The sequence below is a fragment of the Sediminibacterium soli genome (assembly GCF_009939225.1).
GTDB lineage: Bacteria > Bacteroidota > Bacteroidia > Chitinophagales > Chitinophagaceae > Sediminibacterium > Sediminibacterium soli.
Window position 1 is genome coordinate 1 of record NZ_JAACJR010000004.1, and the last position, 23,591, is coordinate 23,591.

Consider the following 23,591-nt stretch of genomic DNA (forward strand, 5'->3'; position numbering starts at 1 on the left):
GGATTCTAGTTATTGCCTCATTTTCCCTCCTTATACTACCGATATAAATCTCACCAAGTGGCAGCATCTTTTTTTAATATTTAGCTAATTTTAAAATTACTATTTCCTGTGTACTCTTGTCCACTCCCGTAACCGTTTTGACTATTTTATTTTTATTCAGAGATAAAACGTCCGATAAAGCGGCTAAGTTTCCCCCTTGCTGTCGCATTTTACGAATTATACCCTCAATCCACTCATCGCTCATTTGCGGTTTTAAACCTGTTGTAAAATTTTCCGGATTCAATTTAATATTCCCCACATTCCCAATCTGCTTTGCTTCATTAATAATAATTTCCTCCACGTTGCCTGCCGCATCCTGTTTAATATACACGCCATCGAATCCGTTATTACCCGGCAGTTTGGCCTCGTGTTTTACAAAACCGTCGGTTTGGAAGATGTCGTCGCAAATGGATTCTGTTTTTGTTCCCAAAGCATCGCCGTTCAGTACGATATCGTCAATCTTGGTTCTCAGGCTCTGCAGGGTAGGGGCAACCCGGTGGCCTGCCTCGTCTACCAGTTGACGGCTCAGATTAGTAAGGGATTGGTCTGCCGGTTGTACGGCTTTTAATGCCTTAACAGCTGAGTGGGAAAAAGTTTCTGCAGCAACCTTAATAAAGCGAAAAACGCCTTTCGATGTTTTGACAGCTCTGAAAGCCAATTTCCCGGCAGCATCCGTTAATGGCCTTGAGAGGGTTTTTGTTGCATTCTTCACCCATTTACCGGCGGTCGCGGTCCAGCCCCAGACGGGTATTGCAGCGCCTGCACTTATTGCTGCATTCAATTGGTCGCCTTCCACAAAATATATCGCTCCATTCACCAGATCCACCGCATCGCCAATAACCGGCACAATACCTGCTACATCCAGGTAAAAGTGAACTGTTTCGCGCAATACGTTCCAGTAGGCAGTGCTTATAAGCCTGACCTTACTCCAATCCGGGTGAAGGAGTTTTAAGGTGAAATATTCTACCGCCACATCGGCTGCCATATCTCCGGGAAGTAAGAGATATCCGTGTTCGCTAAAATCCAGCTCCTGTTCCACAGCGTCGATCATACCCGGATTGTTCTCAAAAGCCTGGGTAATTTCACCGTACGTAATCATTCTGCCAAGGTCATTACTGTATATCTCGGATGAAGGATCTATGGGCCGGTCATATCCTGAAGGTGTCCATCCCGGATTTGGATTACAGGGCTCGCTGAATGATTTGACATTGCCGGATGCGTGATTGCCGACGTTTGCAGGTACGACAGGATTATTATCTCCACCACAGGGATCGGGGGGCACAGGTCCGCCTCCACCACCTCCGCCTCCGGTGTCGCCACTTCCACCGGTCCCGCCTCCACCCCCGCCGCCATCAGTATATATCCATTCACCCCAGCAGTAACTAAATGTAACTGAACTGAGAGCTGGACATTGTGGAATGCCGCAATGGTCACAGCTTCCACCGGGTCCATAACAAACTCCCCCGTTATATGTACATGTATTGGGTACATACCATACTGTAACATCTAAGCATGTTTGCGCATAATACATATAAGAGGGCTTATCATCCACCTCTGATTTACTGAGACCTAAGGTTACTTCTGTGGGCCGGTTATTATTGGCGGCAAAAAGCGATTGATCGGTTATTTTGAACCGGGTATGTCCGAAAACTTTATTGTCTAAGACCATAAAGAACACAGCCATGTATTCTGCTTTATCATTAATTCTGTTGCTGCTGTTAGCCATCCGTTTATACTGCCAGTCGCATAAATAGCTGATGGAAGTATCCTTTGCTGAAGCTTTTATTACCATTGCCGCATTTACATAATTCTGCGAATCACGAACAAATGGTACATAATAGATATCATAGTACCCGGTATTGCCAGCTGCGGATGGCCCTGACGTTCCCATTGCTTTCGAGATCGATTGCGATGCCAGATTCTTCTGCGTTTTCATGGTCTTATCCCATCTTGGATAGCCAATCCTTTCCACGGTTTTTGCCAGGAGCGAATTCTTGTCATTAGCCCTCCTGACAAAGTCCACAATGGCCTTTTCGTCAACATCGCCGCTTCGATGATCCGCGAAAAAGCGGGTTTCCATATCCGTTACCGCTTTTGTTTGTTGTGGGATATCGGTTTTCCGACAGGAAAAAAGGGAAGCGCCCAGGAATATCCCTAAAACAAGATCCCGGAAAAGCTTTTCATTGATTTTTGCCATAACAGCCGAATTTGACGCCAACCTATCACCTGAAATCAAATTGTGCAAGCGTTCCGGTAACTCGTTGTAAAGATTCCGTGAAAACAACACCACCGGCCGGGCGGAAGGGGGGTGAAAACACCTTTTTTGAGCATATCAGCTATGGGCAATGCTTTCTGCAGAGAATGGATGCTGGTCGAGGCGACCAACATCAGCTATGCGATTGTTCTTTGGTACGGGTTATTTTACACTCTCAGGATGGGGCAGTGAATACTATAATTCAGGGAATTTCATATTACCCTATCTCTTTCAAAAATGCATACTTGTCCTCATACTTTTCCAACGGGTTATAGGGCAATAGTTCTTTGGGTATCAGCGGATGGTCTATCTCTATTTCGATTCCCTTCAGCCATGCCAGTTTTGTGTAACCCAGGGCTGGAGTGGAGATATATTCCTGTGCAATACCTGCGTTCTTGTTGCGTCTTTTGTGCGTTTTTGCTTCTAACAGTTCCAGTATTGCTTCTGTGATCATTACTCTGTCCCTTGCAATCATGCCTTCAAAAAATTTTCTGTCTGGTAATATACCCTTGTTAGTCGCTGGTTTTTTAGCAGACATAATGTCAAGACACCACCTAAGTTTCTCCCAGTCTTCCTTTATCACCTGTTGAATGGCATATGTCAATGTACTATGCCCACGTTCCACCATCCAGGCATAATGAGTATGGCTTAAACTGGCATACCGCTGCATTAAAGGAATATTGTCACTAAGAGTAGCGTGTAACAAATGGTTAGTTCCCCAATCAAGTATCCTGGCATCATATTTTTTGATTTCGTATTCATCTATACGCCCGCATCTGTAAAAACATTGCTTACATTCCCCGATGTTCTTGTTTAGGAATAAATTTCCCAGTGCCTGTTCTTCATTAATATACCATAATCTGGTAATATCACCCTTGTATTGCACTGAGCTGGTTTGGGGCGATAAAATTCTATTTACCGCTTCATTTTCTCCTCTTATACTATCTGTGTAAATCTCACGGAGTGAAAGCATCTTTTAATATTTGGCTAATTTTAAAACTACTATTTCTTGGGTACTCTTGTCCACCGCGGTAACCGTTTTAACTATTTTATCTTCATTCGCAGACAAAACATTCGCTAAAGCATCCAAATTTCCTCCTTGTGCTTTCATTTTGCGAATTACATCTTCAACCCATCTATCGCTCATTTGCGGCGCTAATGGCGTTTGTGGATTTCCTGCATTCAATTTAATATTCCCCGCATTCCCAACCTGCTTTGCTTCATTAATAATAATTTCCTCCACATTACCCGCCGCATCCTGTTTAATGTACACGCCATCGAATCCGTTATTACCTGGCAGTTTGGCCTCATGCTTTACAAAGCCATCGGTTTGGAAAATGTCATCGCAAATGGATTCTGTTTTTGTTCCCAAAGCATCGCCGTTCAGTACGATATCGTCAATCTTCGTTCTCAGGCTCTGCAGGGTAGGTAAAGGGGAACTTTTGGAAAGTTTCAAACTTTCCAAAAGTTAAATCTTCCTGAGTGGTAATATGCTTTTTTAGATTTGGTTAGGATTAAAGTTATTACCCTATCTCTTTCAAAAATGCATACTTGTCCTCATGCTTTTCCAACGGGTTATAGGGCAATAGTTCTTTGGGTATCAGCGGATGGTTAAAAAAGGGGCCAAAACCTAATACCCCGGTTCAAATTATGCAAGCATTTTACCCGATAACGTAAAAATTCGCCTCTCCCAGGGGAAATACGTTGGTCTTAAGATGAATGTTGCCCATCATTTGAAACATGGGTTAAATTGCGAAAAAGAGGTATACCATAGAGAGACTGTCTAACAATTTGCAATAAATATATTCTAAATACGTTTTTAATTAATTATCAGTATAATAATTAATTAATGACCCGCTTCCTATTCAAAATTCCTTGTTCCTTGTTCATCTGTTCATCTGTTCCCTTCCGCCGATATGGCAGAACGGCGGAAAAGTTTTGATTTTAACATCTGTTTGGTCCAAAATTTGTTTTCTAATTTCCTTCCCAATCCTTAACTTTGCGATCCTTATTTTTGGGTCTTTTTTAGCGGGTGGACATTTTTATCGTTTGTTTGAATGGTAGATGCGCCGATTGTACGCTAAGAGAAGTCTGTTCTCCCCAAAATTTTTCGTGTACAAAACCGGTTTTATACAAATATGTCAACTACTACAACGAACAACAGGGTAGGCTTTGGAAAAACCAAACATTTGGCTGAAGCGCCTGATCTTCTCGACATCCAGTTAGAATCTTTCAGAGAATTTTTCCAGTTGGAAACAACACCCGACAAACGTAATGTTGAGGGCCTGTTCCGCGTGTTCAAAGAGAACTTTCCGATTACGGATACGCGTAACATTTTCATGCTGGAGTTCCTGGATTATTTTATTGACCCGCCCCGCTACACCATTGAAGAGTGTATGGAGCGCGGCCTTACGTACGCGGTTCCGCTGAAAGCGAAACTCCGCCTCAGCTGTAATGATGAAGAGCACGTGGATTTCCAGACCATCGTTCAGGATGTGTTCCTGGGTAATATCCCCTACATGACCCCCCGCGGTACCTTCGTGATCAACGGCGCCGAGCGCGTGGTGGTTTCCCAGCTGCACCGTTCACCCGGTGTGTTCTTTGGCCAGTCCATCCACCCCAACGGTACTAAAATTTACTCTGCCCGTGTGATCCCTTTCAAAGGCGCATGGATGGAGTTTGCCACCGATATCAATAACGTGATGTATGCGTATATCGACCGTAAGAAGAAATTCCCGGTTACCACGCTGCTGCGTTCCATCGGGTTTGAAACAGATAAGGATATCCTCGAACTGTTTGGCATGGCCGACGAGGTGAAAGCCGATAAGAAAACGCTCGCCAATCATGTTGGCAAGAAACTCGCTGCCCGCGTACTGCGTACCTGGGTGGAAGATTTCGTGGATGAGGATACCGGCGAGGTAGTGAGCATCGAGCGTAACGAGATCGTCATGGAGCGTGACACCGTTCTTGATGAAGAAGCGATCAGCACCATCATCGAGATGGATGTGAAGAGCGTATTCATCCAGAAAGAAGATGTGGGCGGCGATTACGCGATCATCTACAACACACTGAACAAGGATACCTCGAACAGTGAACTGGAAGCGGTTCAGCATATCTACCGCCAGCTGCGCGGTGCCGATGCCCCCGATAACGAAACAGCGCGCGGTATCATCGACAAACTGTTCTTCAGCGACAAACGCTACGACCTGGGCGAAGTTGGCCGTTACAAGATCAACCGCAAACTGAACCTGGATTACCCGCTGACCAAAAAAGTGCTGACCAAGCAGGATATCATCGAGATCATCAAATACCTGGTTCGCCTTACCAATGCGAAAGCGGAGATAGATGATATCGATCACCTGAGCAACCGTCGCGTACGTACCGTGGGCGAGCAGCTCTATGCACAATTCGGCGTAGGCCTGGCGCGTATGGCGCGTACCATCCGTGAGCGTATGAACGTTCGCGATAACGAGGTGTTTACGCCGGTTGATCTGATCAATGCGAGGACACTGTCTTCCGTGATCAACTCTTTCTTCGGTACATCACAGTTATCACAGTTCCTTGACCAGACCAACCCGTTGAGTGAGATCACGCACAAGCGTCGTATCTCCGCACTCGGACCAGGCGGTCTGAGCCGTGAGCGTGCGGGCTTCGAGGTTCGTGACGTACACTATTCACACTATGGCCGTCTCTGTACGATCGAAACGCCGGAAGGACCGAACATCGGTCTGATCTCCACGCTTTGCGTACACGCGTCCATCAACGATATGGGCTTTATCGAGACCCCGTACCGCAAGGTGCAGGACGGTAAAGTGAACATGAAAGAACTGAGCTTCCTCAGTGCGGAAGAAGAAGATACTGCGAAGATTGCGCAGAGCAATTCTCCGCTGGATGAGAAAGGCAATTTCGTGGAGGAGAGGGTAGTGTCCCGCCAGACAGGCGATTTCCCGATCCTTGACAAGGGCGAAGTGGAATACATGGACGTGGCACCGAACCAGATCGTTGGTCTGAGTGCCTCGCTGATCCCCTTCCTCGAGCATGATGATGCCAACCGTGCGCTGATGGGATCAAACATGCAACGCCAGGCTGTGCCGCTGATCCGTCCGGAAGTGCCCATCGTGGGTACCGGTCTGGAGGGCAAGGCTGCACGCGATGCGCGTATCCAGATCCACTCTGAAGGCAACGGCGTGATCGAGTTCGTGGATGCGAACGAGATACATGTACGGTACGACCGCAACGATGCCGACCGTCTGGTAAGCTTTAACGATGACCTGCAGGTGTACCGGCTCACCAAGTTCATCAAAACCAACCAGGCAACCTGTATCAACCTGCGTCCTGCGGTGAAGAAAGGACAGAAAGTGAAAAAAGGCGACTTCCTTACGGAAGGATACGCAACCAAGGACGGAGAGCTGGCGCTCGGCCGTAACCTGCAGGTGGCATTCATGCCCTGGAAAGGTTACAACTTCGAGGATGCCATCGTGATCAGTGAAAAAGTGGTGCGTGAAGACCTGTTCACCTCTGTGCACATTGAAGAATATGAACTCGAGGTGCGCGATACCAAACTGGGTGAGGAAGAACTGACACCGGATATCCCCAACGTTTCTGAGGAAGCGACCAAAGATCTTGACGAGAACGGTATCATCCGTATCGGCGCAACGATCAAGGAAGGCGATATCCTGATCGGTAAGATCACCCCGAAAGGCGAATCGGATCCCACCCCTGAAGAAAAACTGCTGCGTGCGATCTTCGGCGACAAAGCCGGCGATGCAAAAGACGCTTCGCTGAAAGCGCCGAACGGAACAGAGGGTGTGGTGATCGATAAAAAACTCTTCCAGCGTGCCAAGAAAGACAAGAACGGCAAGATCCGTGAGAAAGCGCTGCTGGAAAAAGTGGAGAAAGTTCACCAGCAGAACACCGACTCGCTGAAAGACCTGCTGCTCGAAAAACTGCAGATACTGTTGAAAGACAAGGCATCCACAGGCGTAAGCAACAACTTCGGTGAAATGCTGATCGGCAAGGGCGCCAAGTTCAACCAGAAGAACCTGTCTACCATCGATTACCAGAACGTAAACCCGCTGGGCTGGACAGGTGACGCAAAAACGGATGACCAGATCAATATCCTGCTGCACAACTACAGCATCAAATTCAACGAGGAGCTGGGTCGTTACAAGCGGGAGAAATTCAATATCTCCATCGGTGACGAATTACCTGCCGGTGTACTGAAGCTGGCGAAGGTTTACCTGGCTGTGAAGCGTAAGCTGAAAGTGGGTGATAAGATGGCCGGCCGCCACGGTAACAAGGGTATCGTTGCCAAGATCGTGCGCGCAGAAGACATGCCGTTCATGGAAGACGGTACGCCTGTTGATATTGTGCTGAACCCGCTGGGTGTGCCTTCCCGTATGAACCTGGGCCAGATCTACGAGACCATTCTAGGCTGGACCGGTAAGAAACTGGGAATGAAGTTCGCTACACCGATCTTCGACGGTGCGTCTACCATGCAGATCGAGGAATACTGCCAGCAGGCAAGCATTCCTTTGAACGGTCATACACACCTGTATGACGGTGAAACAGGGGAGCGCTTCCACCAGAAGGCAACCGTGGGTGTGATCTATGTGATCAAACTGCACCACATGGTGGATGATAAGATGCACGCGCGTTCCATCGGACCATACAGTCTTATTACGCAACAGCCGCTGGGTGGTAAAGCCCAGTTCGGTGGTCAGCGTTTCGGTGAGATGGAGGTATGGGCACTTGAAGCATACGGTGCAGCCAACATCCTGCAGGAACTGCTTACACTGAAATCGGATGATATCATCGGCCGCGCGAAGACTTATGAAGCCATCGTGAAAGGCGATAACATACCGCGTCCGGGCATCCCTGAATCGTTCAATGTACTCGTGCATGAACTGAGGGGACTGGGTCTGGATCTGAAATTTGAATAAGGTGATACCTGAGGCGTTGACCGTGCGTGAACATTACGCACGATCAACGTTTCACGATTCGCGAAGCCGGGAGGCGTTACCGCTGTACAAGTGTGCGACGCAACGGCAGACGGGACGGGGTTCACTGCTGGCAACAAGAATAAAAAACTACTAATCGTAACAACGATATGGCAATCAAAAGAGAGAACAAACCAAGATCTACTTTCTCACAGATCACCATCAGCCTGGCGTCTCCTGACAGCATTCTTGAAAGAAGCTTCGGAGAGGTGCTGAAGCCTGAAACCATCAACTACCGTACCTACAAACCCGAGCGGGATGGTCTGTTTTGCGAGAGGATCTTCGGACCGGTAAAAGATTACGAATGTGCCTGTGGTAAATACAAACGCATCCGTTACAAAGGCATCGTGTGCGACCGCTGCGGTGTGGAAGTGACAGAGAAAAAAGTGCGCCGCGAACGCATGGGCCATATCAAACTGGTGGTGCCTGTGGTGCATATCTGGTATTTCAAGAGCCTGCCCAACAAGATCGGTTACCTGCTGGGTATGAGTTCCAAGAAGCTCGAGACCATCGTATACTATGAAAGGTATGTGGTGATCCAGGGCGGCATTAAAGAGAACCTGAACATGGGTGATCTGCTGACGGAAGAGGAGTACCTCGATATCCTCGATAATTTGCCCAAGGACAACCAGTACCTGCCGGAGGATGATCCGCAGAAATTTGTTGCCAAAATGGGTGCCGAAGCCGTTCATGCGCTGCTGGAAAGGATCGATCTGGATGAACTGAGCTTCTCACTGCGTAACGCCGCTGCCACCGAAACTTCGCAGCAGCGTAAGGCCGATGCGCTGAAACGTCTGAGCGTTGTGGAATCTTTCCGCGATGCCAGTTCACGTATCACCAACCGTCCGGAATGGATGGTGATGCAATATATTCCCGTTATTCCACCCGAACTGCGTCCGCTGGTTCCATTGGATGGCGGCCGTTTTGCGAGCTCCGACCTGAACGACCTCTACCGTCGTGTGATCATCCGTAACAACCGTCTGAAACGTTTGCTGGAGATCAAGGCGCCGGAAGTGATCCTGCGTAACGAAAAACGTATGCTGCAGGAAGCGATCGACTCACTGTTTGATAACAGCCGTAAATCCAATGCGGTGAAAGCCGAAGGCGGCCGTGCGCTGAAATCGCTCTCTGATGTACTGAAAGGTAAACAGGGCCGTTTCCGCCAGAACCTGCTTGGTAAACGCGTTGACTACTCCGGCCGTTCGGTGATCGTGGTGGGTCCTGAACTGAAGATACACGAATGCGGTTTGCCGAAAGACATGGCTGCCGAGCTGTTCAAGCCGTTCGTGATCCGTAAACTGATCGAAAGAGGTATCGTGAAAACAGTGAAATCCGCCAAGAAACTGGTGGACAGAAAAGAAGCTGTGATCTGGGATATCCTCGAAAACATACTGAAAGGTCACCCCGTTCTGCTGAACAGGGCCCCTACGCTGCACCGTTTGTCTATCCAGGCTTTCCAGCCCAAACTGGTGGAAGGTAAAGCGATACAGCTGCACCCGCTGGTGACTTCTGCGTTCAACGCCGACTTCGACGGTGACCAGATGGCGGTGCACGTGCCTTTGAGCAATGCCGCCATACTGGAAGCACAGCTGCTGATGCTGGCTTCACACAACATCCTTAACCCGCAGAACGGTACGCCGATCACCCTGCCTTCGCAGGACATGGTACTCGGTCTGTACTACATCTCCAAAGGCAAGAAAACCACCGATACAGAAGTGGTGAAAGGCCAGGGGATGACGTTCTACAACATGGATGAGGTGATGATCGCCTATAACGAAGGACGTGTTGACCTGCATGCAAACATCAAGGTGAAAACCAATGTGCGCGAGAACGGCCAGCTGGTGAAAAAGATCATCGATACAACCGTTGGCCGCGTCATGTTCAACCAGCATGTACCGGTGGAAGTGGGTTATATCAACGCCCTGCTGACCAAGAAAAGCCTTCGTGAGATCATCGGCGATATCATCAAGATCACCAATGTTCCGAAGACAGCGAAGTTCCTGGACGATATCAAAACCCTCGGTTTCCGTATGGCATTCCGCGGTGGTCTGTCGTTCAGCGTAAACGACCTGATCGTTCCCGAAGTGAGAAACGAAATGCTCGAGAATGCGAAAGCAGAAGTGGAAGAGGTTTGGGAAAGCTACAACATGGGTCTGATCACCAACAACGAACGTTACAACCAGGTGATCGATATCTGGGGACGTGTGGATATGAAGATCACCGAAACGCTGATCCGCGAGATGGCAACAGACAAACAGGGCTTTAACTCTGTGTTCATGATGCTCGACTCCGGTGCCCGTGGTTCCAAAACACAGGTAAAACAGCTGGTGGGTATCAGGGGTCTGATGGCTAAACCCCGTAAGAGCGGCAGCACAGGCTCGGAAGTAATCGAAAACCCCATCCTTTCGAACTTTAAAGGCGGTCTGAACGTACTGGATTACTTTATCTCAACACACGGTGCGCGTAAAGGTCTGGCGGATACGGCCCTGAAAACAGCCGATGCGGGTTATCTTACCCGTCGTCTGGTAGACGTTTCACAGGATGTGGTGATCTCCGAAGAAGACTGCGGCACGCTGCGTGGCAATGCAACGACTGCACTGAAAGATAATGAAGACATCATTGAACCGCTGGCAGACAGGATCGAGGGACGCACTTCACTGCACAATATCTATCATCCCGTAACGGATGAGCTGATCATACTGGCAGGCGAAGAGATCGGCTCCGATCATGCAAAAGCCATCGAGGAAGCCGGTATCGAAACGGTTGAGATCCGTTCCGTGCTTACCTGCGAAAGCAAACGCGGTGTGTGTGTGAAATGTTATGGCAAGAACCTGGCAACAGGTTACCTGGCACAGCGTGGTGATGCAGTGGGCATCATCGCCGCACAGTCCATCGGTGAGCCTGGTACACAGCTTACCCTGCGTACGTTCCACGTGGGTGGTGTTGCGGGCTCTGCATCGGTGGAATCAGGCCTGGCTGCGAAATTCGACGGTACCGTTCAGTTCGACGGTCTGCGTACCGTGGATGCGCTGAACAACGAAGGTGCAAAAACCAAGATCGTTATCGGCCGTACCGGTGAGGTAAGGATCATGGACCTGAAGAACGACCGCCTGCTGATCACCAACAATATTCCTTATGGTGCCACACTGAATATCAAGGATGGCACACAGGTGAAGAAAGGCGACCTGATCTGTACATGGGATCCGTTCAACAACGTGATCGTGGCAGAACTGAACGGTGAGGTGAAATTCGAGAACGTAATCGAAGGCATCACTTACCGCGATGAATCTGACGAGCAGACAGGACACCGTGAGAAAGTGGTGATCGAAACAAAAGACAAGACCAAGATACCTACCATCATTGTGGCCGGTAAGGAAACCAAACAATACAACCTGCCCGTAGGTTCGCATATCGTGATCGAAGAAGGAGAGCAGGTGAAAGCCGGACAGGTACTCGTGAAAATACCGCGTGTACTGGGTAAGCTCCGTGATATCACCGGTGGTCTGCCGCGTGTAACCGAGCTGTTCGAAGCACGTAACCCGGGTAACCCGGCCATCGTTTGCGAGATCGATGGTGTGGTATCCTTCGGTAACGTAAAACGCGGTAACCGCGAGATCATCGTTGAATCAAGGGATGGTATGGTGAAGAAATACCTGGTGCCGCTGACAAGACAGATCCTGGTACAGGATGGCGACTTTGTGAAAGCGGGTACGCCAATGTCTGACGGACAGATTGCACCGGCCGATATCCTCGCCATCAAAGGACCGTTTGCCGTACAGGAGTATGTTGTGAACGAGATCCAGGAAGTTTACCGTTTACAGGGTGTGCGTATCAACGACAAACACATTGAGGTGATCGTGCGCCAGATGATGAAGAAAGTGGAGATCGTTGACGCCGGTGATACCAAATTCCTCGAGGAGGACCTGGAAGACAGGTTTGACTTTATCGAAGAGAACGACAGGATCTTTGATAAGAAAGTGGTAACAGAAGCAGGTGAGAGCGCCAAGATGCGTGCTGGCCAGATCATCACGCTGCGTGAGCTGAGGGAAGAAAATTCCATCCTCCGCAGGTCTGATAAAAAACTGGTGGAAGTAAGGGATGCCAAACCGGCTACCGCAACACCGGTACTGCTCGGTATCACCAAGGCTTCACTGGGTGTTCAGAGCTGGATCTCCGCTGCATCGTTCCAGGAAACCACCAAAGTGTTGAGCCAGGCCGCTATCAATGGCAAGGCCGATGCAATGCTGGGTCTGAAAGAGAACGTGATCACCGGTCACCTGATACCAGCCGGCACAGGCCAGAAAGACTTCGAGAACATGATCGTGGGCAGCAAGGAAGAATACGAAGTACTGGCCACCACCCGCGAGGCAATGAGCTTTGACGAGGAAGAATAAGCCAACAGAACATACATATTCTGCATGGAATTAGAAAGTGGGGAGTGTGAAAGCTCCCTGCTTTTTTTAACACATTCCTGCTGAAAAACTCCGCTATATTGCGGAAGCTTGTCATAACCGAAACCAACTAACTATAACCCCTTTACCACGATGAAAAATTTTACCCTTGGATTGAATATCGCATTGGTGCTGGCCGTAGCGGTGCTTTTTTACCTGCATTTTTCTTCCGCTAAAAAACCATTTGCAACAGAGGGTTCCAAATCGGTGCCCAGCGGTAATTTCAAGATCGCTTATTTCGAGATCGATTCTGTACAGGAGCATTTTGATTACTTCAAAACGGTTCGTTCGGAACTGGAAGCCAAAGGCCAGGCCAACAGCCGGGTACTGGGCGACCTGAAAAGCACTTTTGCCAGCAAATACCAGGAAACGCAGAAAATCGCCTCCCAGCTGTCGCAGGCAGAGCTCGCCAATAAACAGCAGGAACTGATGCAGATGGAAAAAGCTTTCCAGGGAAAAGAGAAAATGATGAGCGATGAGATGCAGGAAGAAACCTTCCGCAAGATGATGGATGTGAAAAAGAAGATCGAAGACTTTCTGAAACAGTACAACAGCGATAAGGGATATGCCTATATCTTCTCCAATTCACCGGACCTGATGTACCTGAAAGACGGCAACTACGATATCACCGGCGATGTGATCAAAGGGCTCAACGCACTTTATCCATCCAAAAAATAAAAGCAATACAGAGAATTCTATTATCTTCAGTCCCGCTGCAAAACAGCGGGATTTTTTATGAGCCATACAACCAACACTGCTGCCACTCCCCAGTTCAAACCCACACTCAGCCTTTTCGACGCCACCATGATCGTGGCGGGCGGTATGATCGGCTCGGGTATTTTTATCGTCAGTTCTGATATCACCCGCAACGTGGGCAGTGCCGGCTGGCTGGTGCTGGTATGGCTGATCACCGGTTTTATGACCATCACCGCGGCCGTCAGCTACGGCGAACTGAGCGGTATGTACCCAAAGGCCGGCGGGCAATATGTATACCTGAAAGAGGCGTATAACCCGCTTACGGCTTTTCTGTTCGGATGGAGTTTTTTCTCTGTGATACAAACCGCCACCATAGCGGCGGTAGGCGTGGCGTTCAGCCGTTTTACCGCCTACCTGATACCCGCGGTAAGTGAAACCAATACACTGGCCGACCTGGGATTCATCAAGATATCCGCCGCGCAGGTGCTGGCCATCGGTATGATCCTGTTCCTTACCTATACCAATACGCGCGGCGTAAAAGGAGGTAAGATCATACAAAGCACCTTTACGGTAACCAAACTGCTGTCTTTATTCGGACTCATCGTATTCGGATTTCTCCTGGCCAAGCAGAGCTTCTGGTCGGAGAACTGGCAAACAGGTCTGGCCGCTGCGCAGGATCTTGGAACAAAAGATGCAACGGGCGCACTGATCCCCACGGGCTGGCAGCCTATATCGGGCGGGGTGCTGATAGGGGCGGTGGCAGCTGCCATGGTAGGCTCCATCTTCAGCAGCGATTCCTGGAACAACGTAACCTTTATTGCGGGTGAGATCAAGAACCCCAGGCGCAATATCGGCCTCAGTCTTTTCCTGGGAACCACCATCGTAACCATCATTTATATCACCGCCAATCTCATGTACCTGCATGTGCTGCCGCTGAACGAGATTGCATTTGCCAAGAACGACCGGGTGGCGATCACCGCTGCCAATGCCATCTTCGGCAATGCCGGCACCATCGTTATTGCGGTGATGATCATGATCTCCACATTCGGATGCAACAACGGACTGATACTGGCCGGCGCCCGTGTGTATTATACCATGGCGAAAGACGGTCTGTTCTTTAAAAAAACGGGGGAACTGAATAAAAACGCGGTACCTGCCTATGCCCTGTGGATACAGGCTGCGGTGGCTTCCATTCTCTGCCTCAGCGGTAAATACGGAGACCTGCTTACCATGGTATCGTTCATCGTGGTGATCTTCTATATCCTCACCATTATCGGTATCTTTATCCTCCGTAAAAAGCGCCCCGATGCAGAAAGGCCGTACAAGGCATTTGGTTACCCGGTACTGCCTGCGGTATACATCGTGCTGGCGCTGCTGTTCTGCAGCGGGCTGGTATGGGCATCACCCACTTATTCGCTCTGGGGATTGGCCATAACCCTGGCAGGCATACCTTTGTATTTTATCGCACTGGGCTCTAAAAACAAATAAATGGATTTTGAATCGTTTTTCACCCGGCTGGGTTCCCTGAGGGTATTGATCATTGGCGATATCATGCTGGATACCTATCTCTGGGGAAACGTGGAGCGCATTTCGCCCGAAGCGCCTGTGCCGGTGGTTGCGCTGAAAAAGAAAGAACTGAGGGTGGGAGGGGCAGCCAATGTTGCCCTGAACACGGCGGCGCTCGGCGCGCATACTTCGATCATATCAGTAACAGGCGACGATATGGACGCCAGCGACCTGGATCAACTGCTGGTGCAAAGCCATATCGATACCTCCTGGATCATCCGCTCTTCAAAGCGGATCACCACCAATAAAACCAGGGTGATGAGCCGCAACCAGCAGATGATGCGCCTCGATGCGGAGATCACCGCGGATATCGACAGCGAACTGGAAGAGGCGGTGATCGGAAAGGTAAAAGCTTTTTTTGCGGCGCGTAAACCCGATGTGGTCATATTTGAAGATTACAACAAAGGCGTGCTTACCACCCGGCTGATAGAGGAACTGATCCGTTTCTGCCGGAAAGAAAATGTGGTAACCGCGGTGGATCCCAAAAAGAAGAATTTTCTCGCTTACAGGGAAGTGACGATTTTCAAACCCAACCTGAAGGAAGTGAGGGAAGGGCTGAACCTGCACACCGATCAGGTGGATCTTTCCTCGCTGCAGGAGATGCACCAGGCACTGCAGCAGCAGCTAAAACACGAGATATCTTTTATCACACTCTCCGAAAAAGGCGTATTTTATAAGCAGGACGAACAGGCCAGGATCATTCCCACGCATATCCGCAGTATTGCCGACGTCAGCGGGGCAGGTGATACGGTGATTGCCGTGGCGGCGCTTGTATACACCCTGTCCAAAGACATGCACCTGGCCGCCGAGATGGCCAATATTGCGGGCGGACTGGTTTGCGAGGAGGTAGGCACCGCGGCCATCAACCGGCAGAAATTCCTGGATGAATGCGAGCTCTTACTGGGCGAATAAAACTTTTGCCGGGCAGGGTTTTTACTGTTAAAACCTTATATTTGGATAGCATTCTGTATGCGCACATGAGAAAGTTGAAAGAGCTGCTGCGGTAGCTCTTTTTTATTGGCTATTTTGCATGCCTACATGAAGAAAACAGCGGTCATAGTTGCCGGCGGAAGCGGGCAGAGAATGGGTGGCGGCACACCCAAGCAGTTCCTGCCGCTGCAGGGTAAACCGGTGCTCTGGCATACCCTCAGCAGCTTTCTTGCGGCATTCGACGACATGACCCTCATCATCGTTCTGCCCGAACAGTACCTGGACCAGGCAAAAACCATTACGGCATCTTTTCCGGCCAGCCGGGAAATAGTGTTGACAACAGGCGGCGCCACCCGGTTTGACTCGGTAAAAGCCGGTCTGCAGCTTGTTACAGAGCCCTCCGTTGTTTTTGTACACGATGCCGTACGCTGCCTGGTTACACCCGAACTGATCCGGCGCTGTTATACGCAGGCCGTCCGGAAAGGAAGCGCCGTTCCCGCGGTATCCGTTTCAGACAGCATCCGTATCGTAACGGGTGAGGAAACACATACTGCCGCAGACAGGGAACATATCAAGATCATACAAACACCGCAGACATTTCTGAGCGAGCTGCTGGTACCCGCATTTGGCCAGTCCTGGCAGCCGGCTTTTACCGATGAGGCAACCGTGGTGGAAGCTTACGGCAAACCCGTTTACCTGATCGAAGGTGAATTTGACAACATCAAGATCACGCGCCCGGTGGATATGCTGGTGGCGGAGCAGATACTCGGTTCCAGAAAATAGAACGCAACTGTTATTTCCTGAGCAGGTGTAAAGGCCAGGGCAGGCCGTTGTACCGGTAATAAGGATAGGGCTGGGGTACAGCGCCGAAGGAAGCAAAGAATTGTCTTACACCCGGTATCTCCGATCCTTCAAAATCGAACAACAGTTCCCGACCCGCAAACCCGCTGATCACCGAATGCAGCAGGTAGTGGTTGGCGCAGCGTTCACGGCCCTGCGGAAGAATGGCATTGACCAGGTTATAAATACGCCTGCTGTCTTTCAGAAAAAGCGCAGCGGCGAGCAGTTCCCCCGAAGCGGCATAGACATTCCTCACAAAACACTGGTCTTTTGCCTGTAATGTTTTTGCGAGTGATACCAGCCTGCCTGCCTCGGTGCCGATCGGTTTTTTGAGCACCCGCCCATACAAAGCCCGGAACAGCAGCACCGGTATTTCCACCTCTTCCGAGGCATCGCAATACAAACCCGCAGAAATAGCTTTTTGAAGGCTCTCCTGCAGGTTTTTTTTATATCCGGCTGCGATAGTCCCTGCCTCAGGGTTCAGGTCAAGCACCAGGTTGTTTTTTTGCCGGAACCCTTCTTTGCCGGCGGGGATGGTATTGGAAAAATTGAAATGGATATCTGCGAGCGATACAAAATCGGGCAGGGTCCTGAGCAGGGCATCCAGGTCCTGCGGTTCGTATTTCCCGATCAAACCCATCTGCTGTGTGAACGCGGGGATATACGCATACCGGAACCCCCATTTCATCCGCCAGGGTATCGGCATCACCGCATCGTATTCGCCGATCACCAGGCCATGCCATTGGTCGGCCATAGCGTTCAGGTAAGTGCTGCTTGCATAGATCAGCCCGTTTGCATTACGGGCAACACAGTCATCCCATCGGGATGTGTTGATATGCGAAGCGGGTAATATCAATGCGCGCTGGTTCATTATTTTCCTTTGCCCGAAAAAATGATCCGCAAAGTATGCATCATGATCTTGAAGTCAAGCAGCAGCGACATATTCTCAATGTACACAAGATCGTATCCCATGCGTTCGATCATTTCGTCTGTTGTGGAAGCATATCCAAACTGCACCATGCCCCAGGAACTGAGGCCTGGTTTGGCGCGCAGCAGGTAGCGGTAGTACGGGGTTTGCTGTACGATCTGGTCGATATACACTTTTCGCTCGGGTCTTGGTCCCACCAGGCTCATATCGCCCCGGATGATATTCCATAACTGCGGCAGTTCGTCCAGCCGCCATTTGCGCATTACCCTGCCCCAGCGGGTGATGCGCGGGTCGTGATCGCTCGACAATGCCGGGCCGTTCTTTTCCGCGTCGGCCACCATACTCCTGAATTTATAGATCATAAATGGCTTGCCCTTGTATCCGATGCGTTCCTGCCGGTAGATGATGCTTCCTTCCGAGGAGATCCAGGTCCTGATCATCACGAATACCATCAGCGGCGATAACAGCACCAGCGCCGCTGCCGATAAGAACAGGTCGATCAGTCTTTTTGCGTTCTGCTGTCTTGGCGAGAGATTGCCGCTTTGTATATCGATCAGCGTAGCGCCCAGCACATTGTTTGTTTTTACCGATCCCGAAAGGATATCGAGTGTGTCGGGAACAAGTTTGATGTCCACATCTTTTTCCGCCAGTCTCGCCACCAGTGATTCGGTGAGGGCGGCCTGCGTTTTGGTAAGCGTCAGCACCAGTTTTTCCACCTGCAGTTCATCGATCACTTTTTCTATGACAGACAAAGATCCCAGGTGGGGCAGCCACCTGCTTAATCCGTTCTTCGCGGTTTCTTCCACGGTAACAAAACCAACCGGTTTATAGCCGAGCCAGGCATTGTTCCTGATCAGTTCCCGGTACAACCTCACGGAATGCTGGTTATTGCCAACGATCAGGGTATTGAAGAAAACATCGCCGCGGGCAAAAGATCGTTTTACCAGGTACAGCCACAGGCTCCTGCCCGAATATACCAGCAAACATTGCAGGGCAAAAAAAACAGCGAACCGGCTTACCGAATCTATGCCATAGGGCAGCGGCAGCAGGCAGATACCCAGGCAGCCAAGAAAGCTGTACATGATCGTGGAAGTGAGTTCGTTCAGTCTTGCCTTTTCATACAGCGACCTGTGGTAGCTTCCGGTGAAGGCCCAGAGTACCGTCCAGCCGACTGCATATAAAAAGGTGTTGCGCACGAGGGCCGCGGAGAGCGGCGTTTCAGCAAACAGTTGCATATACACCAGCCAGGCAACCACGGAGAGCAGGTAGTCGCTGATAAGGTACCGGCTTATATGCTTCTTCCGCTCACGCATGACGGGTTTTACACAAGAATGCTGGTGTTATTGATCTTGTCGAGTATCTGGTGTGCCACTTCCATCGCAAGAAATCCGTCTATCTCGCTTACCACGGTGGGCTTGTTGCTAACGATGGAATCGACGAATGCTTCCAGCTCCAGCTTGATGGCGTTCAGCGGCTGCACGGCGGGGTTGGCGATGGCGATGGTCTTCTTGCCATTGGGTGTTTCTATATCAAAGGAAAACACATTCCTGTCGTCGGCGCCTTTGAGTTTGATGATCTCCGTTTTTTTCTCCAGGAAATCGATGCCTATATACGCATCTTTCTGAAACAGGCGGATCTTACGCATTTTCTTCATGCTGATACGGCTGCTGGTAAGATTGGCCACACAGCCGTTGTTGAACTCGATGCGCACATTGGCAATATCGGGTGTATCGGTCATCACCGCCACGCCGCTGGCGGAAATATGTTTCACATCGCTTTTTACCAGGCTCAGGATGATATCGATATCGTGTATCATCAGATCCAGTATCACGCTCACTTCGGTGCCCCTCGGGTTAAACTGTGCCAGTCTGTGCACTTCTATGAACATCGGGTTCAGGCTCATATCGCGTATGGCCAGATAGGCGGGATTGAAACGCTCCACATGGCCCACCTGCATCTTTACATTGGCCTCCCGCACCATATTCACCAGGTCGCGGCCTTCCTGAATGGTATGGGCCAGCGGCTTTTCCACGAATACATGTTTGCCTTTTCTGACGGCCTGCATACAGAGGTCAAAATGATAGGTGGTGGGAGCGATCACATCCACGATATCGCAGGCATCCATCAGTTTTTTTTCGTCGCTGAAACGTTTCAGACCGTATTGCTCGGTTACCATCCTGGCGGTTTCGTTGTCCGGGTCGTAGAACCCCACGAGCTTCACACCCTCAATCTCCTTCCAGTTATTGAGATGGAATTTTCCCAGATGGCCAACACCAAAGACGCCTACTTTCAGCATATAAAGACTTTACGAACGGTAAATATAGAATTATTCAATCAGGCTGCATCTTTTCTTGGCGGTCTGTGGATATCCGCTGATCCCCCGCAAAACAAACGCCTGTACCCGAACCGGCGGGCGATTATTTACCGGCGATAAAAAAAATAGATTTTTTAAGGCGTGAATATCAATATGGTTTTACTTTGGCACGCAATTACTATGGCGATCAGAAAGAATAAATTAGTATTTTCATAGCAATTAGCAAAACCTGAACCTGTATATAGCCACCAAGCCTTAAATCAACCCTGATGATCCGTAAAGTACTTTGCGTTGACGACGATAGTATATCACTTACTATTTCTCAGTTGCTGCTGAAAAGGACAGGTTTTGCGGAAGATGTGGTTACAGCAATCGATGGAAGCGATGCACTGTCCTATTTCGAAAATCTTTTTGCCACCAGTGCCGACCCTGTGGCCAATGCGCCCGAACTGATCCTGCTTGATATCAATATGCCGGTCATGAACGGGTGGGAGTTCCTGGAAGTGTATGTTCCGCAGTATGCAGACAAACTGACCAGCACCAGGATCGTGATCCTGTCCTCTACTATCGACCCCGAAGATTTTGCACTGGCCAAGCAGTATCCTGTTGTAGTGGAATTCATCAGCAAACCCCTCAGTATCGAAAACCTCGAGGAACTGAAAATGAACGATGCGATAAAGCAGTTCTTTCAGTAAGGATGTTGGAATGGATATACTGTTTAATTGTTAAATGGCTGCCATGCTTTTAATCGACAGCCGATAAGCAATTCAGCCATATAGCCATGCAACCATTCAACTTTCCTTCTATCACCCCCCCAAAAAAAGAAAAAGCTTTGTAGGAATTGGATGCCTACAAAGCTCTGTAGCTAACGCTACCGGTTTTCATGGATTGGGGCCGGATAAGGCCAATGGTTTTTCGTGGATTGGATAGAGCACATCTGCATGTGCCGGAACAAAGTAACGACCATCCCGCCGAACAGCCTATGGAACAACTTGTTAATTATCGGTAGGTTTTAGCGGCAGGGCTGTAGAAAAAGCACTACTTTCCTGGGATATCAGGTGTTTTTCAGCAGATTTCAGCCGGGTGTGGAACGGTTTTTTTGCATAAGACCGCAGGAACCGTGTGAAATGGAAAAAAAATACCAACTCAAAAAACAGGATCTTCTCGATAAATTGGCAGAACTGGCGGCCACGCTCTCTGCCGGGCGCCGAATCGACCCCAATTCCATGCAGGTAAAAATGCAGCTGGAAGCGATACAGGTGGAGCTGGAGTCATTGCAGAGAAAGCCTTTCTCGCAGCAGGATTTTGCGGACAGGCAACAGAATGGGGCATAGTTTCCACAAACTGTTTTTAGCTGCCGGTTATCGGAGAAAACCTGTTCCCTAAGATTTTGTTAAGAGCGCATCACCGAAGCAAGCGCGGCTTTTACCTGTGTAAGAAATGCCGGAATGATGATAAAAGGATCTCCCGGATTCAGCGTTTCAATCGGCAGGTAGCCGCGGTAAGTTGATTCTTTAACGATGGTGAACAGTTTCTGCAGATCCATCTGTTCTGTTTTTCCCAGGTATTTCAGTTGCTCTTTCACCTGCCAGTTTACGGCATACGCAGTTGTTTTGCGGATTTCCGAATAAGGCTCATGGGTAACAAAGCTCCCGGTATCGAGCACCAGGCCAAACCACTCGCTGTTTACCCGGTTGAGCAGGCTGATGGCTTCATCGGCGGTTTTGACAAAGTCGTTATGGTTTTGCATCGCCACGATTACGCCGTGCTGCCGGCCATACGCTGCGCAGGGTTTGATGGCATCCACGATCCATTGCTCCACGACAGTGCGGGTATATCCTTCGGGAAGGGTTTTGCCCGTGAATATCCGGATCACGGGCGCGCCGAGTTTGGCGGCCACTTCGATCCATTTTTTTACAAAAACGATCTCCGCTTCCCGTTTTGCCGGATCGGGGTCTGCAAATTCGTTGCGGATGCCGGTGCCGCTGATGGCAATGCCCTGCCGGTGGGCCAGTTTTTTCAACCGATAAATGTATTCATCACCGGGCGGCTCGGGATAACCGGGAAAATAATACCCCGTAAGATCGATTGCATCAAATCCTTCGCGTGCGCAGAATGCGATCAGTTTTTCCAGGTCGGTTTTCCCCGAGCGCAGCAGCTCGTTAAAGGAATAGGCGTTGAGGCTGATCTTAAAGCGGTTTGCATCGTTGGGCAGGGTGCTGCCGGCCGCATCGCGGGCAAATACGAGGTTGCCGAACGCGGCGGCGGCAGAAGCCGTAGCCGCCGAGCGGATGAAATGTCTTCTTTGCAATGGCATATTGCTGGTTTTGATGAATGTGCCGTCGATTACCCGTAAGCAAACCGCTCCATCACGCGCATCGATCCGATCGCATCCTGCGCAGCGCAGGGGTTGCCGCCTTCTCCCAGGAAATAACGCACCACTTTGGTGATCATTGGCTGCTGTATATGTGCGGGCGGCAGAAAGGAGAGTGTTTCTTCTTTTCCGTCGGCAAGCACATACACTTCGGTATGGAAAACAGAAAAACGGATCCTTCCTTTTGAACCGTTGATCTCAAAAATATCTTCCTGCAGCAGCGGGTCAACGGTATAACACCACTGCCCTGTAAAAAGTATGTTGCCCGGTAAATGCATCATGCCGGATACCACATCCTCCGCTTTGTACAGACCGGCCTGGTTGGCGCTCAGTCCCAAAACTTTCAGCGGTTCGCCAAAAAAATACTGTACCAGGTCAAGCTGGTGCGGCGCCAGGTCGTAGAACAGTCCTGCCCCCGCCACCGCGGGATCAACGCGCCAGTTGTTGGCGGTCTGTGTGATTACCGAAGATTTATCCGGCTGTAATAAACTGATGCGAACGGTTCTTACCTCGCCGATCTTTTTCTCTGCGATCATTTGTCTGATGTGCAAAAACATCGGTAAGGCCCTCCGGTAATGGGCTATACAAAGTTTGGTGCCTGTTTTTTCTGCCGCTTCCCGCATGCGCATACAGGATGCCAGGTCCACAGACATGGGCTTCTCCACATATACCGGTTTGCCGGCTTGCATGGCGGCAACCGCGTAGGCTTCGTGCCGATGGGGTGGGGTAGCCACATAGATCGCGTTGATATCGGGGTCGTTGATCAGTGCATCTGCATCGCTGTACCATTTGGGCACACCGTGTCGCTGTGCATAGTCGGCGGCTTTTTCCGCATCGCGCCGCATAACGGCCACCAGCGCCGAATCCGGCACTTTGTTAAATGCCGGTCCGCTCTTCAGTTCTGTCACGTTCCCGCACCCGATAATACCCCAGTTGATCTGATTGGTTTGTGACATACAATGCTGGTTGATTGGTTGGTTTTGAAAAAGGTTAAAATATAAAGAAATGTTTTATGGTTGCATGGTTAGATGGCTATATTGTATACACGATACCAGGCAACCATCATCCCCTGTCTTTCTTTTCCGTCTCAATGTACTGCTTTTAGTTGTTTTGCCTTCTTCGCAAACCGGCCGGTTGAACAGTGGTTCCGGTGCCGGCCAACTACATCGTTTTCGTAAATTTCCTCTCTGAAGATAACCG

16 protein-coding genes are annotated in these 23,591 nt (G+C 49.8%); 8 read left to right on the forward strand and 8 right to left on the reverse strand.

The annotated features are described in order from the left end of the window. Positions 1–73: 73 nt before the first annotated feature. The 3 genes from GWC94_RS03080 to GWC94_RS03090 form a co-directional block, all read right to left on the reverse strand. Positions 74–2,236, reverse strand: coding sequence for a hypothetical protein (locus GWC94_RS03080; protein ID WP_161833559.1), 2,163 nt, complete (start codon positions 2,234–2,236; stop codon positions 74–76). A 274-nt stretch (positions 2,237–2,510) separates the two neighbouring features. Then, positions 2,511–3,266: an Imm49 family immunity protein gene (locus GWC94_RS03085; protein WP_161833560.1), complete on the reverse strand. Its 756-nt coding sequence runs from the start codon at positions 3,264–3,266 to the stop codon at positions 2,511–2,513. A 3-nt stretch (positions 3,267–3,269) separates the two neighbouring features. Then, positions 3,270–3,749: a hypothetical protein gene (locus GWC94_RS03090; protein WP_161833561.1), complete on the reverse strand. Its 480-nt coding sequence runs from the start codon at positions 3,747–3,749 to the stop codon at positions 3,270–3,272. Positions 3,750–4,431: 682 nt separating this feature from the next. Here GWC94_RS03090 and rpoB point away from each other — a divergent pair. The 6 genes from rpoB (at position 4,432) to GWC94_RS03120 (ending at position 16,718) form a co-directional block, all read left to right on the forward strand. Beyond that, entirely contained in the window at positions 4,432–8,235 is a 3,804-nt protein-coding gene (rpoB, locus tag GWC94_RS03095) for a DNA-directed RNA polymerase subunit beta (RefSeq protein WP_161833562.1), read from the forward strand. A gap of 167 nt (positions 8,236–8,402) precedes the next feature. Continuing rightward, positions 8,403–12,686: a DNA-directed RNA polymerase subunit beta' gene (rpoC, locus tag GWC94_RS03100; RefSeq protein ID WP_161833563.1), complete on the forward strand. Its 4,284-nt coding sequence runs from the start codon at positions 8,403–8,405 to the stop codon at positions 12,684–12,686. A 150-nt stretch (positions 12,687–12,836) separates the two neighbouring features. Then, positions 12,837–13,421 (forward strand): OmpH family outer membrane protein, encoded by a 585-nt coding sequence (locus GWC94_RS03105; RefSeq protein WP_161833564.1) that lies wholly within the window; start codon positions 12,837–12,839, stop codon positions 13,419–13,421. A 57-nt stretch (positions 13,422–13,478) separates the two neighbouring features. After that, complete coding sequence (locus tag GWC94_RS03110) at positions 13,479–14,927, forward strand: APC family permease (RefSeq protein WP_161833565.1); 1,449 nt, start codon at positions 13,479–13,481, stop codon at positions 14,925–14,927. After that, on the forward strand, positions 14,928–15,917 hold the full coding sequence (locus tag GWC94_RS03115) for a bifunctional heptose 7-phosphate kinase/heptose 1-phosphate adenyltransferase (protein WP_161833566.1): 990 nt from the start codon (positions 14,928–14,930) through the stop codon (positions 15,915–15,917). Positions 15,918–16,043: 126 nt separating this feature from the next. After that, positions 16,044–16,718, forward strand: coding sequence for a 2-C-methyl-D-erythritol 4-phosphate cytidylyltransferase (locus tag GWC94_RS03120; protein ID WP_161833567.1), 675 nt, complete (start codon positions 16,044–16,046; stop codon positions 16,716–16,718). A 10-nt stretch (positions 16,719–16,728) separates the two neighbouring features. Here the strand turns inward: GWC94_RS03120 and GWC94_RS03125 are convergent, their stop codons facing one another. The 3 genes from GWC94_RS03125 to GWC94_RS03135 are packed head-to-tail and all read right to left on the reverse strand — an operon-like array spanning position 16,729 to position 19,999. Beyond that, complete coding sequence (locus GWC94_RS03125) at positions 16,729–17,646, reverse strand: hypothetical protein (protein WP_161833568.1); 918 nt, start codon at positions 17,644–17,646, stop codon at positions 16,729–16,731. Continuing rightward, on the reverse strand, positions 17,646–19,016 hold the full coding sequence (locus GWC94_RS03130) for a sugar transferase (protein ID WP_161833569.1): 1,371 nt from the start codon (positions 19,014–19,016) through the stop codon (positions 17,646–17,648). The genes GWC94_RS03125 and GWC94_RS03130 overlap by 1 nt, the downstream gene beginning before the upstream one ends. 8 nt (positions 19,017–19,024) lie before the next feature. Beyond that, entirely contained in the window at positions 19,025–19,999 is a 975-nt protein-coding gene (locus GWC94_RS03135) for a Gfo/Idh/MocA family oxidoreductase (RefSeq protein WP_161833570.1), read from the reverse strand. Between the two features lie 287 nt (positions 20,000–20,286). On the opposite strand from GWC94_RS03135, the gene GWC94_RS03140 reads away from it, so the two are divergent. Both GWC94_RS03140 and GWC94_RS03145 read left to right on the forward strand, forming a co-directional pair. Then, positions 20,287–20,712 carry a response regulator gene (locus tag GWC94_RS03140; RefSeq protein WP_161833571.1) on the forward strand — a complete coding sequence of 142 codons (426 nt, stop codon included), beginning with the start codon at positions 20,287–20,289 and terminating at the stop codon, positions 20,710–20,712. A 432-nt stretch (positions 20,713–21,144) separates the two neighbouring features. Further along, the gene (locus GWC94_RS03145) at positions 21,145–21,351 is read left to right on the forward strand and encodes a hypothetical protein (RefSeq protein ID WP_161833572.1); all 207 of its coding nucleotides are present in this window, start codon (positions 21,145–21,147) and stop codon (positions 21,349–21,351) included. A gap of 59 nt (positions 21,352–21,410) precedes the next feature. Here GWC94_RS03145 and GWC94_RS03150 read toward each other — a convergent pair whose 3' ends face one another. Both GWC94_RS03150 and GWC94_RS03155 read right to left on the reverse strand, forming a co-directional pair. Continuing rightward, positions 21,411–22,334 carry a sugar phosphate isomerase/epimerase family protein gene (locus tag GWC94_RS03150; RefSeq protein ID WP_161833573.1) on the reverse strand — a complete coding sequence of 308 codons (924 nt, stop codon included), beginning with the start codon at positions 22,332–22,334 and terminating at the stop codon, positions 21,411–21,413. 29 nt (positions 22,335–22,363) lie between these two features. Next, on the reverse strand, positions 22,364–23,347 hold the full coding sequence (locus GWC94_RS03155) for a Gfo/Idh/MocA family protein (RefSeq protein WP_161833574.1): 984 nt from the start codon (positions 23,345–23,347) through the stop codon (positions 22,364–22,366). Between the last annotated feature and the right edge of the window lie 244 nt (positions 23,348–23,591).